The organism is Pseudomonas sp. zfem003 (genome assembly GCF_032621675.1).
Lineage (GTDB): Bacteria > Pseudomonadota > Gammaproteobacteria > Pseudomonadales > Pseudomonadaceae > Metapseudomonas > Metapseudomonas otitidis.
In genome coordinates, this window is the sequence record NZ_JAVYJG010000010.1 from 12,259 (window position 1) to 24,309 (window position 12,051).

The 12,051-nt window shown below is 59.4% G+C and carries 11 protein-coding genes and 1 pseudogene; all 12 read left to right on the forward strand.

Going from position 1 to position 12,051, the window contains the following annotated elements; genetic code table 11:
• Window positions 1–2: 2 nt before the first annotated feature.
• Window positions 3–4,208, forward strand: coding sequence for a DNA-directed RNA polymerase subunit beta' (rpoC, locus tag RTK35_RS22970; RefSeq protein WP_044410930.1), 4,206 nt, complete (start codon window positions 3–5; stop codon window positions 4,206–4,208).
• 158 nt (window positions 4,209–4,366) lie between these two features.
• Window positions 4,367–4,738 (forward strand): 30S ribosomal protein S12, encoded by a 372-nt coding sequence (gene rpsL / locus RTK35_RS22975; RefSeq protein ID WP_044410932.1) that lies wholly within the window; start codon window positions 4,367–4,369, stop codon window positions 4,736–4,738.
• 109 nt (window positions 4,739–4,847) lie between these two features.
• A complete protein-coding gene (gene rpsG / locus RTK35_RS22980; protein ID WP_044410935.1) occupies window positions 4,848–5,318 on the forward strand; it encodes a 30S ribosomal protein S7 in 471 nt (156 codons plus the stop codon).
• Between the two features lie 30 nt (window positions 5,319–5,348).
• A complete protein-coding gene (gene fusA, locus RTK35_RS22985) occupies window positions 5,349–7,484 on the forward strand; it encodes an elongation factor G (protein WP_074974281.1) in 2,136 nt (711 codons plus the stop codon).
• 30 nt (window positions 7,485–7,514) lie between these two features.
• A pseudogene (locus RTK35_RS22990) lies at window positions 7,515–8,474 on the forward strand (elongation factor Tu).
• A gap of 158 nt (window positions 8,475–8,632) precedes the next feature.
• Entirely contained in the window at window positions 8,633–8,944 is a 312-nt protein-coding gene (gene rpsJ / locus RTK35_RS22995) for a 30S ribosomal protein S10 (protein ID WP_003243886.1), read from the forward strand.
• Window positions 8,945–9,029: 85 nt separating this feature from the next.
• Window positions 9,030–9,665, forward strand: coding sequence for a 50S ribosomal protein L3 (rplC, locus tag RTK35_RS23000; protein WP_044410965.1), 636 nt, complete (start codon window positions 9,030–9,032; stop codon window positions 9,663–9,665).
• A 14-nt stretch (window positions 9,666–9,679) separates the two neighbouring features.
• The gene (rplD, locus tag RTK35_RS23005) at window positions 9,680–10,282 is read left to right on the forward strand and encodes a 50S ribosomal protein L4 (protein WP_316909092.1); all 603 of its coding nucleotides are present in this window, start codon (window positions 9,680–9,682) and stop codon (window positions 10,280–10,282) included.
• On the forward strand, window positions 10,279–10,578 hold the full coding sequence (gene rplW, locus RTK35_RS23010) for a 50S ribosomal protein L23 (protein WP_044410970.1): 300 nt from the start codon (window positions 10,279–10,281) through the stop codon (window positions 10,576–10,578). Before rplD ends, rplW begins: the two co-directional genes overlap by 4 nt.
• 11 nt (window positions 10,579–10,589) lie before the next feature.
• Window positions 10,590–11,411 (forward strand): 50S ribosomal protein L2, encoded by an 822-nt coding sequence (gene rplB / locus RTK35_RS23015; protein WP_044410973.1) that lies wholly within the window; start codon window positions 10,590–10,592, stop codon window positions 11,409–11,411.
• Window positions 11,412–11,425: 14 nt separating this feature from the next.
• Window positions 11,426–11,701, forward strand: a complete 276-nt coding sequence (gene rpsS, locus RTK35_RS23020) for a 30S ribosomal protein S19 (protein ID WP_027590504.1) — start codon at window positions 11,426–11,428, stop codon at window positions 11,699–11,701.
• A gap of 13 nt (window positions 11,702–11,714) precedes the next feature.
• On the forward strand, window positions 11,715–12,047 hold the full coding sequence (gene rplV / locus RTK35_RS23025; protein WP_044410997.1) for a 50S ribosomal protein L22: 333 nt from the start codon (window positions 11,715–11,717) through the stop codon (window positions 12,045–12,047).
• Window positions 12,048–12,051: the final 4 nt, after the last annotated feature.

The window sequence follows — 12,051 nt, forward strand, 5'->3', positions numbered from 1 at the left end:
CCTTGAAAGACTTGCTGAATCTGTTGAAAAACCAGGGTCAAATCGAAGAGTTCGATGCCATCCGTATTGGCCTGGCCTCGCCCGAGATGATCCGTTCCTGGTCCTTCGGTGAAGTGAAGAAGCCGGAGACCATCAACTACCGTACCTTCAAGCCGGAGCGCGATGGCCTGTTCTGCGCCAAGATCTTCGGCCCGGTGAAGGACTACGAGTGCCTGTGCGGTAAGTACAAGCGCCTCAAGCACCGCGGTGTGATCTGCGAGAAGTGCGGTGTGGAAGTCGCGCTGGCCAAGGTGCGCCGTGAGCGCATGGGTCACATCGAGCTGGCTTCCCCTGTTGCCCACATCTGGTTCCTGAAGTCCCTGCCGTCCCGTATCGGCCTGCTGCTGGACATGACCCTGCGTGACATCGAGCGCGTGCTCTATTTCGAGAGCTACGTAGTGATCGATCCGGGCATGACCACCCTTGAGAAAGGTCAGCTGCTGAACGACGAGCAATACTTCGAAGCCCTCGAAGAGTTCGGTGACGACTTCGACGCCCGCATGGGTGCCGAGGCTGTCCGCGAGCTGCTGAACGCCATCGATCTGGAGCACGAGATCGGCCGCCTGCGCGAAGAGATTCCGCAGACCAACTCGGAAACCAAGATCAAGAAGCTGTCCAAGCGCCTGAAACTGATGGAAGCCTTCAAGGACTCCGGCAACCACCCCGAGTGGATGGTGCTGACCGTCCTGCCGGTGCTGCCGCCGGACCTGCGTCCGCTGGTTCCGCTGGATGGCGGTCGCTTCGCGACCTCCGACCTGAACGATCTGTATCGCCGGGTCATCAACCGTAACAACCGCCTGAAGCGCCTGCTCGACCTGGCCGCTCCGGACATCATCGTGCGCAACGAAAAGCGCATGCTGCAGGAAGCTGTCGACGCCCTGCTGGACAACGGCCGTCGTGGCCGTGCCATCACTGGCTCGAACAAGCGCCCGCTGAAGTCCCTGGCCGACATGATCAAGGGCAAGCAAGGTCGCTTCCGTCAGAACCTGCTCGGTAAGCGCGTGGACTACTCCGGTCGTTCCGTGATCACCGTGGGCCCGACCCTGCGTCTGCACCAGTGCGGTCTGCCCAAGAAGATGGCCCTCGAGCTGTTCAAGCCGTTCATCTTCGGCAAGCTCGAAGCCCGCGGCATGGCCACCACCATCAAGGCGGCCAAGAAGATGGTCGAGCGCGAACTGCCCGAGGTCTGGGACGTTCTCGCCGAAGTCATCCGTGAACACCCCGTACTGCTCAACCGCGCACCGACCCTCCACCGTCTGGGTATCCAGGCATTCGAGCCGGTGCTCATCGAAGGCAAGGCCATCCAGCTGCACCCGCTGGTCTGCGCCGCGTACAACGCCGACTTCGACGGTGACCAGATGGCCGTCCACGTTCCGCTGACCCTCGAGGCCCAGCTGGAAGCGCGCGCGCTGATGATGTCCACCAACAACATCCTGTCGCCTGCCAACGGCGAGCCGATCATCGTTCCGTCCCAGGACGTGGTTCTCGGTCTGTACTACATGACCCGTGAGGCGGTGAACGCCAAGGGTGAGGGTCGCGTCTTCGCTGACCTGCAGGAAGTCGACCGCGTGTTCCGCGCCGGCGAGGCGTCCCTGCACGCCCGTGTGAAAGTCCGCATCAACGAGACCGTGAAGGACAAGGACGGCGGTATCACCAAGAACACCCGCATCGTCGACACCACCGTCGGCCGCGCTCTGCTGTTCCAGGTGGTTCCGGCAGGCCTGTCGTTCGACGTGGTCAACCAGCCGATGAAGAAGAAGGCGATCTCCAAACTGATCAACCAGTGCTACCGCGTGGTGGGTCTGAAGGATACCGTCATCTTCGCCGACCAGCTGATGTACACCGGTTTCGCCTACTCCACCATTTCCGGCGTTTCCATCGGTGTGAACGACTTCGTCATTCCCGATGAGAAGGCGCGCATCATCGATGCCGCCACCGAGGAAGTGAAGGAGATCGAATCTCAGTACGCCTCCGGCCTGGTTACCCAGGGCGAGAAGTACAACAAGGTGATCGACCTCTGGTCCAAGGCGAACGACGAAGTGTCCAAGGCGATGATGGCCAACCTCTCGAAAGAGAAGGTGGTCGATCGCGAGGGCAAGGAAGTCGATCAGGAGTCCTTCAACTCCATGTACATGATGGCGGACTCCGGTGCGCGGGGCTCCGCGGCCCAGATCCGTCAGCTCGCCGGTATGCGCGGCCTGATGGCCAAGCCGGACGGCTCGATCATCGAGACCCCGATCACCGCGAACTTCCGTGAGGGCCTGAACGTACTCCAGTACTTCATCTCCACTCACGGTGCTCGTAAAGGTCTGGCGGATACCGCACTGAAGACCGCGAACTCCGGTTACCTGACCCGTCGCCTGGTCGACGTGGCGCAGGACCTGGTCGTGACCGAGATCGATTGCGGTACCGAGCATGGCCTGCTGATGACTCCGCATATCGAAGGCGGCGACGTGGTCGAGCCTCTGGGCGAGCGCGTCCTGGGTCGTGTCATCGCCAAGGACGTGTTCAAGCCTGGCAGCGACGACGGCGAAGTCATCGTCCCGGCCGGCACCCTGATCGACGAGCAGTGGGTCGAGTTCATCGAGCGTGCGAGCATCGACGAGGTTGTAGTCCGCTCGCCGATCACCTGTGAAACTCGCTATGGCATCTGCGCCAAGTGCTACGGTCGTGACCTGGCACGTGGTCACCAGGTGAACATCGGTGAAGCGGTCGGCGTCATCGCCGCCCAGTCCATCGGTGAGCCGGGTACCCAGCTGACCATGCGTACGTTCCACATCGGTGGTGCGGCCAGCCGTACCTCGGCAGCCGACAACGTCCAGGTCAAGAATGGCGGTACCATCCGCCTGCATAACCTGAAGCACGTCGAGCGTGTCGATGGTGCGCTGGTGGCAGTTTCCCGTTCCGGCGAGCTGGCAGTGGCTGACGAATTCGGTCGCGAGCGCGAGCGCTACAAGCTGCCGTACGGTGCCGTGATCTCCGTGAAGGAAGGTGACAAGGTCGACCCGGGCGCCATCGTTGCCAAGTGGGACCCGCACACCCACCCGATCGTGACCGAGATGAAGGGTACCGTGACCTTCGTCGGCATGGAGGAAGGCATCACCATCAAGCGTCAGACCGACGAACTCACTGGTCTGACCAACATCGAGGTTCTGGATCCGAAGGATCGTCCGGCTGCCGGCAAGGACATCCGTCCGGCTGTGAAGCTGGTCGACGCCAATGGCAAGGAGTTGCTGCTGCCGGGTACCGACGTACCGGCCCAGTACTTCCTGCCGGCGAACGCCCTGGTTGGCGTGGCCGACGGTGCTCAAGTGGGCGTGGGTGATGTTATTGCCCGTATCCCGCAGGAAACCTCGAAGACCCGTGACATCACCGGTGGTCTGCCGCGCGTTGCCGACCTGTTCGAAGCTCGTCGTCCGAAAGAGCCTTCGATCCTGGCGGAAATCAGCGGCACCATCTCCTTTGGCAAGGAGACCAAGGGCAAGCGCCGTCTGGTCATCACGCCGAACGACGGTAGCGATCCTTACGAGGAGCTGATTCCGAAATGGCGTCACCTGAACGTGTTCGAAGGCGAACAGGTGAACCGTGGCGAGGTGATCTCCGACGGTCCGAGCAACCCGCACGACATCCTGCGCCTGCTGGGCGTCAGTGCGCTGGCCAAGTACATCGTCAATGAAATCCAGGACGTGTACCGCCTGCAAGGCGTGAAGATCAACGACAAGCACATCGAGACCATCCTGCGTCAGATGCTGCGTAAGGTAGAGATCGCGGAGTCCGGGGATTCCAGCTTCATCAAGGGCGACCAGATGGAGCTGACCCAGGTGCTGGAGGAGAACGAGCGTCTGGCTGGTGAAGATCGCTTCATCGCCAAGTACGAGCGCGTCCTGCTGGGTATCACCAAGGCTTCGCTGTCCACCGAGTCGTTCATCTCCGCGGCATCCTTCCAGGAGACCACCCGCGTCCTCACCGAGGCGGCGGTCACCGGCAAGCGCGACTACCTGCGTGGCCTGAAGGAAAACGTCGTGGTGGGTCGTCTGATTCCGGCCGGTACCGGCCTGGCCTACCACAGCGAGCGCAAGCGTCAGCGCGAAGCCGGCAAGCCGGTCCGCGTAAGCGCGAGCGAGGTGGAAGCAGCGCTGACCGAAGCGCTGAACTCCAGCGGCAACTAATCAGGCGGGCCCTGGGCGACCTTGTGTTGCTCAGGGCCTTGTCTTGACTGGGGGGTTGAGTCTCTTTAGACTCATGCACCCCTAAATTTGGCAGGGCGCTGAGCTCTGCCATTTTGCTTTAGGGCAATAGCGTCGAAAGACAACAGTGGAGCTTATAGATGGCAACTATCAACCAGCTGGTACGTCAGCCGCGCAAGCGTATCGTCGACAAGTCCGACGTTCCTGCGCTGCAGAACTGCCCGCAGCGTCGTGGCGTGTGCACCCGCGTGTACACCACCACGCCGAAGAAACCGAACTCCGCACTCCGTAAGGTTTGCCGTGTTCGCCTGACCAACGGTTTTGAAGTCACCTCCTACATCGGTGGTGAAGGTCACAACCTGCAGGAGCACAGCGTAGTGCTGATCCGTGGCGGTCGTGTAAAAGACCTCCCGGGTGTTCGCTACCACACCGTTCGCGGTTCTCTGGATACCACTGGTGTCAAAGACCGTAAGCAGGGTCGCTCCAAGTACGGTACCAAGCGTCCGAAGTAATCCGGCGCTTCAACCTGAATTCTTTTTACTGAGTCGATAAGAGTAAGGTCGGCCGTAACCGAATGGTTATCGTGCCGGGCTAACCTGAAGACCGTTTGAGGGCTTATCAATGCCAAGACGTCGTGTAGCAGCCAAGCGTGAGATCCTGGACGATCCGAAATACGGAAGCCAGATCCTCGCCAAGTTCATGAACCACGTGATGGAAAGCGGCAAGAAGGCCGTAGCCGAGCGCATCGTTTACGGTGCCCTGGATACTGTCAAGGCACGCAAGAACACCGATCCCCTGGAGATCTTCGAGAAAGCTCTCGACGCCATCGCTCCGCTGGTCGAAGTCAAGTCCCGCCGTGTAGGCGGTGCTACCTACCAGGTGCCGGTCGAAGTTCGCCCGTCTCGTCGCAATGCGCTGGCAATGCGCTGGCTGGTGGACTCCGCGCGCAAGCGTGGCGAGAAGTCCATGGCCCTGCGTCTCGCTGGTGAGCTGCTGGATGCCTTCGAAGGCAAAGGCGCAGCCGTCAAGAAGCGTGAAGACGTACACCGCATGGCTGAGGCCAACAAAGCGTTCTCGCACTACCGCTTCTAATCACGGCATCAATACTTTTGCGAGGGCTTTATGGCTCGTACCACACCAATTAACCGCTACCGGAACATCGGTATCTGCGCCCACGTTGACGCGGGCAAGACCACCACTACCGAGCGGATCCTGTTCTACACCGGTCTCAGCCACAAGATGGGTGAGGTGCACGACGGCGCTGCTACCACCGACTGGATGGTGCAGGAGCAAGAGCGCGGTATCACCATTACGTCTGCTGCGATCACCACCTTCTGGGAAGGTTCGCGCGGTCAGTACGACAAATACCGTGTAAACGTCATCGACACCCCCGGCCACGTCGACTTCACCATTGAAGTAGAGCGCTCCCTGCGCGTGCTTGACGGCGCTGTCGTGGTGTTCTGCGGTACCTCCGGCGTTGAGCCGCAGTCCGAAACCGTATGGCGTCAGGCCAACAAGTACGGTGTTCCGCGTATCGTCTACGTGAACAAGATGGACCGCGCTGGTGCCAACTTCCTTCGTGTGGTTGGTCAGATCAAGAACCGCCTGGGTCACACCCCGGTTCCGGTTCAGCTGGCTATCGGTGCGGAAGATGACTTCCAGGGGCAGGTCGACCTGCTGAAGATGAAGGCCATCTACTGGAACGAAGACGACAAGGGTACCTCCTACCGCGAGGAAGAGATTCCTGCGGAGCTGGTTGACCTGGCCAACGAGTGGCGCTCCAACATGGTTGAGGCGGCTGCCGAGGCCAACGAAGAGCTGATGAACAAGTACCTCGAGGAAGGTGATCTTTCCATCGAGGAGATCAAGGCTGGTCTGCGTCAGCGCACCATCGCCTGCGAGATCGTCCCGGCTGTCTGCGGTTCTTCGTTCAAGAACAAGGGCGTGCCCCTGGTTCTCGATGCCGTCATCGATTTCCTGCCTGCTCCGACCGAGATCCCGGCCATCCAGGGTATCCACCCGGACCACATCGATCTGGGCGACGAGGCTCCGAAAGACGAGCGTCATGCCGACGACAACGCGCCGTTCTCCGCATTGGCGTTCAAGATCGCTACCGACCCGTTCGTTGGTACCCTCACCTTCGTGCGCGTCTACTCGGGCGTTCTGGAGTCTGGCCAGTCGGTCATCAACTCCGTGAAGAGCAAGAAAGAGCGCGTTGGTCGTATGGTGCAAATGCACGCCAACCAGCGTGACGAGATCAAGGAAGTGCGCGCAGGCGACATCGCGGCTCTGATCGGCATGAAGGACGTCACCACAGGTGACACCCTGTGCGATCCGGACAAACCGATCGTTCTCGAGCGCATGGACTTCCCGGAGCCCGTGATTCACGTGGCTGTCGAGCCGAAGACCAAGGCTGACCAGGAGAAGATGGGTATCGCTCTGGGCAAGCTGGCCCAGGAAGACCCGTCGTTCCGCGTCAAGACTGACGAAGAGTCCGGCCAGACCATCATTGGTGGTATGGGCGAGCTGCACCTGGACATCATCGTCGACCGCATGAAGCGTGAGTTCGGTGTAGAGGCCAACATCGGTAAGCCGCAGGTGGCCTACCGTGAGACCATTTCCAAGGACAACGTCGAGATCGAAGGCAAGTTCGTTCGTCAGTCCGGTGGTCGTGGTCAGTTCGGTCACTGCTGGATTCGCTTCTCGTCGGCTGACGTGGACGAAAAAGGCAACATCACCGAAGGTTTGGTATTCACCAACGAAGTCGTCGGTGGTGTGGTTCCGAAGGAATACATCCCTGCGATCCAGAAGGGTATCGAAGAGCAGATGAAGAACGGCGTTGTTGCCGGTTATCCGCTCATCGGCCTGAAGGCCACCGTATTCGATGGTTCGTACCACGACGTCGACTCCAACGAAATGGCGTTCAAGATCGCGGCCTCCATGGCGACCAAGCAACTGGCCCAGAAGGGCGGTGGTAAGGTGCTTGAGCCGATCATGAAGGTCGAGGTGGTGACCCCCGAGGACTACATGGGCGACGTGATGGGTGACCTGAACCGTCGTCGTGGCCTGATTCTGGGTATGGAAGACTCGGTTTCCGGTAAGGTTATCCGTGCCGAGGTTCCGCTGGGTGAGATGTTCGGTTATGCGACCGACGTTCGCTCCATGTCTCAGGGTCGCGCCAGCTACTCCATGGAATTCTCCAAGTACGCCGAAGCTCCGTCGAACATCGTCGAAGCGCTCGTTAAAAAACAAGGCTAATCCCGCCCTTTAAGTAAGAGGTTTACTGTCGTGGCTAAGGAAAAATTTGAACGTAACAAACCGCACGTCAACGTCGGCACCATTGGTCACGTTGACCATGGCAAGACCACTCTGACTGCTGCCCTGACCAAAGTCTGCTCCGAGACCTGGGGTGGTTCGGCTCGTGCGTTCGATCAGATCGACAACGTGCTGCCCAGATGGACGGCGCGATCCTGGTTTGCTCCGCTGCTGACGGCCCCATGCCGCAGACTCGCGAGCACATCCTGCTGTCCCGTCAGGTAGGTGTTCCCTACATCGTCGTGTTCCTGAACAAGGCCGACATGGTTGACGACGCCGAGCTGCTGGAACTGGTCGAGATGGAAGTTCGCGATCTGCTGAACACTTACGACTTCCCGGGCGACGACACTCCGATCGTCATCGGCTCCGCGCTGATGGCGCTGGAAGGCAAAGACGACAACGAAATCGGTGTCTCCGCTGTTCGCAAGCTGGTAGAGACCCTGGACTCCTACATTCCAGAGCCCATTCGTGCCGTTGACCAGCCGTTCCTGATGCCGATCGAAGACGTGTTCTCCATCTCCGGCCGTGGCACCGTTGTGACCGGTCGTGTTGAGCGCGGTATCGTTCGCGTCCAAGAGGAAGTCGAGATCGTTGGTATCCGTGCTACCTCCAAGACCATCTGCACCGGCGTTGAAATGTTCCGCAAGCTGCTGGACGAAGGCCGTGCTGGTGAGAACGTTGGTATCCTGCTGCGTGGCACCAAGCGTGACGAAGTAGAGCGTGGTCAGGTTCTGGCCAAGCCGGGCACTATCCACCGACGTGACTGGCAACTGCGAGCTGCCGGAAGGCGTTGAAATGGTAATGCCGGGTGACAACATCAAGATGGTCGTCACCCTGATCGCTCCGATCGCCATGGAAGATGGCCTGCGCTTCGCAATCCGCGAAGGCGGTCGTACCGTCGGCGCCGGCGTTGTCGCCAAGATCATCGAGTAATCGACGATCCTGCATCAGAGAAAAGGGCCCTTCGGGGCCCTTTTCTTTTGGATTGGTTAAAAGTTGACACCCCCTGGGGCCGTCCGTACAATTGCGCCTCCTTTTAACAGGCGTAGTCCGTCTGTTGGGGGCAAGCAGAGATAGAGTCTGAGGTCAAAATGCAAAACCAACAAATCCGTATTCGGTTGAAGGCTTTTGACCATCGCCTGATCGATCAATCCACCCAGGAAATCGTGGAAACCGCGAAACGTACTGGTGCTCAGGTGCGTGGTCCGATTCCTCTGCCTACTCGCAAGGAGCGGTATACCGTTCTGATTTCTCCGCACGTCAACAAAGACGCGCGCGATCAGTACGAAATCCGCACTCATAAGCGTGTTCTGGACATCGTCCAGCCGACGGATAAAACCGTTGACGCGCTGATGAAGCTCGACCTTGCTGCAGGCGTGGAAGTGCAGATCAGCCTCGGCTAATGACCTTCGGGTTCTTAGTCGTGTAACGCTCTGAAATGGGCGGCCATAGCGGGTGAAAGCCCCGTACACTCATGAGGTTTACAACATGACTATTGGTGTAGTCGGTCGTAAGTGCGGCATGACCCGCATTTTCACCGAAGAAGGTGTCTCCATTCCGGTTACGGTCATCGAGATCGAGCCGAATCGTGTGACCCAATTCAAAAGCGAAGAGTCCGATGGCTATCGCGCCGTGCAGGTAACTGTCGGTGAGCGTCGTGCCTCTCGCGTAACCAAGGCCCAGGCCGGTCACTTCGCCAAGGCGAGCGTGGCTGCTGGTCGTGGTGTCTGGGAGTTCCGTCTTGAAGAAGGCGAGTACCAGGCAGGCGATCAGATCACCGCCGAGATCTTCCAGGCTGGTCAGCTGGTTGATGTCACGGGTCAGTCCAAAGGTAAAGGCTTCGCCGGTACCATCAAGCGCTGGAATTTCCGTGGTCAAGACAATACCCACGGCAACTCCGTTTCTCACCGCGTCCCGGGCTCCATTGGCCAGTGCCAGACTCCTGGTCGTGTCTTCAAGGGCAAGAAAATGTCCGGTCACCTCGGTGCCGAGCGCGTTACCGTCCAGTCCCTGGAAGTGGTTCGTGTCGATGCTGAGCGCAACCTGCTGCTGGTCAAGGGTGCTGTTCCCGGCGCCACCGGTGGCGACGTGCTCGTGCGTCCGGCTGCCAAGGCTCGCGGTTAAGAGAGGAAGCTGAGATGCAATTGAATGTAAGTGGCGCTCAGGCTATCGAAGTCAGCGAGCGTACCTTTGGTGGTGAGTTCAACGAGACCCTGGTTCACCAAGCTGTCGTAGCCTACATGGCTGGCGGTCGTCAGGGCACCCGTGCGCAGAAGACCCGCTCCGAAGTTTCCGGTGGTGGCAAGAAGCCGTGGCGTCAGAAGGGCACTGGTCGTGCTCGTGCTGGCACCATTCGCAGCCCCATCTGGCGCTCCGGTGGTACCACCTTTGCTGCCAAGCCCCAGGATCACTCCCAGAAGCTCAACAAGAAGATGTACCGCGCAGCTCTGCGCTCCATCCTCTCCGAGCTGGTTCGTCAGGATCGTCTGGTTGTAGTGCCTGAGTTCGCTGTTGAAGCGCCGAAGACCAAAGCCCTGCTGGGCAAGCTGAATGGTCTGGGTCTGAGCGACGTGCTGATCATCTCCGATGACGTCGACCAGAACCTGTACCTTGCCGCTCGCAACCTGCCTCACGTCGATGTGCGTGATGTCCAGGGTTCCGATCCGGTAAGCATGATCGCCTATGACAAGGTGCTGGTCACCGTGTCGGCCATCAAGAAATTCGAGGAGCTGCTGGCATGAACCAGGAACGCGTATTCAAAGTGCTGGTTGGCCCGCACATCTCCGAGAAGGCTACCGTTCTGGCAGATGGCAAGAGCCAATTCGTCTTCAAGGTTGCTTCCGATGCAACCAAGCTGGAAATCAAGAAGGCCGTAGAGAGCCTGTTCAGCGTGAAGGTCGCCGCAGTCAACACCCTGAACGTAAAGGGCAAGACAAAGCGCACCGTTCGTGGTCTGGGCAAGCGCAATGACTGGAAGAAAGCGTATATCGCTCTCCAGCCTGGCCAAGATCTCGATTTCGCCAGCAGCGCTGAGTAAAGGGGTGCATCATGGCAATCGTTAAATGCAAACCGACTTCCGCTGGCCGCCGTTTCGTGGTCAAGGTCGTCAACCAGGATCTGCACAAGGGTGCTCCCTATGCTCCGCTGGTTGAGAAGAAGTCCAAGTCCGGTGGTCGTAACAACAACGGCCGCATCACCACTCGCCACATCGGTGGTGGTCACAAGCAACATTACCGCCTGGTCGACTTCCGTCGCAACAAGGACGGTATCCCTGCCGTTGTAGAGCGTATCGAATACGATCCGAACCGTACTGCGCACATCGCTCTGCTGAAGTACGCCGACGGCGAGCGTCGCTACATCATCGCTCCCAAGGGCGTTGTGGCGGGTGATCAGCTGATCTCCGGCGCCCATGCACCGATCAAGGTTGGCAACACCCTGCAGCTGCGCAATATCCCGGTTGGTAGCACCGTTCACGGTGTAGAGCTGAAGCCGGGTAAAGGTGCTCAACTGGTGCGTTCCGCTGGTGCTTCTGCTCAGCTGGTCGCCCGTGAAGGTGCCTATGTGACCCTGCGTCTCCGCTCCGGCGAAATGCGCAAGATTCTGGCCGAGTGCCGTGCGACCCTGGGCGAAGTCTCGAACTCCGAGCACAGCCTGCGTTCGCTGGGCAAGGCTGGTGCCAAGCGCTGGCGTGGCGTTCGTCCGACCGTTCGTGGTGTTGCCATGAACCCGGTCGACCACCCGCATGGTGGTGGTGAAGGTCGTACTTCTGGTGGTCGTCATCCGGTTTCGCCGTGGGGCTTCCCGACCAAGGGTGCGAAGACTCGCGCGAACAAACGCACTGACAACATGATTGTCCGTCGCCGTAAATAATCGAGGATACGACTGTGCCGCGTTCTCTGAAAAAAGGTCCCTTTATCGATCTTCACCTGTTGAAGAAGGTCGAAGTGGCGGTGGAAAAGAACGATCGCAAACCGGTCAAGACCTGGTCGCGTCGTTCCATCGTTCTGCCGCAGATGGTCGGTCTGACCATCGCTGTACACAACGGTCGCCAGCATGTCCCCGTTCTCGTGAACGAAGACATGGTCGGCCACAAACTGGGCGAGTTCGCCGCTACCCGCACCTATCGCGGGCATGCTGCGGACAAAAAGGCCAAGCGTTAAGGGGTAAGGAAAGATGGAAGTAGCCGCTAAGCTGTCGGGCGCTCGAATCTCCGCCCAGAAAGCCCGCTTGGTCGCCGACCAGATCCGCGGGAAGAAGGTGGGCGAGGCGCTCAACCTGCTGTCCTTCAGCAGCAAGAAAGCCGCTGAAATCATGAAGAAAGTGCTGGAGTCGGCCGTTGCCAACGCCGAGCACAACGAAGGCGCTGATGTGGATGACCTCAAGGTCTCCACCGTTTTCGTTAACGAAGGGCGTTCGCTGAAGCGCATCATGCCGCGTGCCAAGGGCCGCGCTGATCGCATCGTCAAGCGGTCTTGCCATATCACTGTCAAGGTTGCGGACAAGTAACGGA

What these genes read in the sequence shown, in the direction of transcription:
- rplV (WP_044410997.1), top strand. Translation starts at nt 11,715, where the DNA reads ATGGAAGTAGCCGCTAAGCTGTCGGGCGCTCGAATCTCCGCCCAGAAA.
- rpsG (WP_044410935.1), top strand. Translation starts at nt 4,848, where the DNA reads ATGCCAAGACGTCGTGTAGCAGCCAAGCGTGAGATCCTGGACGATCCG.
- rpsJ (WP_003243886.1), top strand. Translation starts at nt 8,633, where the DNA reads ATGCAAAACCAACAAATCCGTATTCGGTTGAAGGCTTTTGACCATCGC.
- fusA (WP_074974281.1), top strand. Translation starts at nt 5,349, where the DNA reads ATGGCTCGTACCACACCAATTAACCGCTACCGGAACATCGGTATCTGC.
- rpsL (WP_044410932.1), top strand. Translation starts at nt 4,367, where the DNA reads ATGGCAACTATCAACCAGCTGGTACGTCAGCCGCGCAAGCGTATCGTC.
- rplW (WP_044410970.1), top strand. Translation starts at nt 10,279, where the DNA reads ATGAACCAGGAACGCGTATTCAAAGTGCTGGTTGGCCCGCACATCTCC.
- rplC (WP_044410965.1), top strand. Translation starts at nt 9,030, where the DNA reads ATGACTATTGGTGTAGTCGGTCGTAAGTGCGGCATGACCCGCATTTTC.
- rplD (WP_316909092.1), top strand. Translation starts at nt 9,680, where the DNA reads ATGCAATTGAATGTAAGTGGCGCTCAGGCTATCGAAGTCAGCGAGCGT.
- rplB (WP_044410973.1), top strand. Translation starts at nt 10,590, where the DNA reads ATGGCAATCGTTAAATGCAAACCGACTTCCGCTGGCCGCCGTTTCGTG.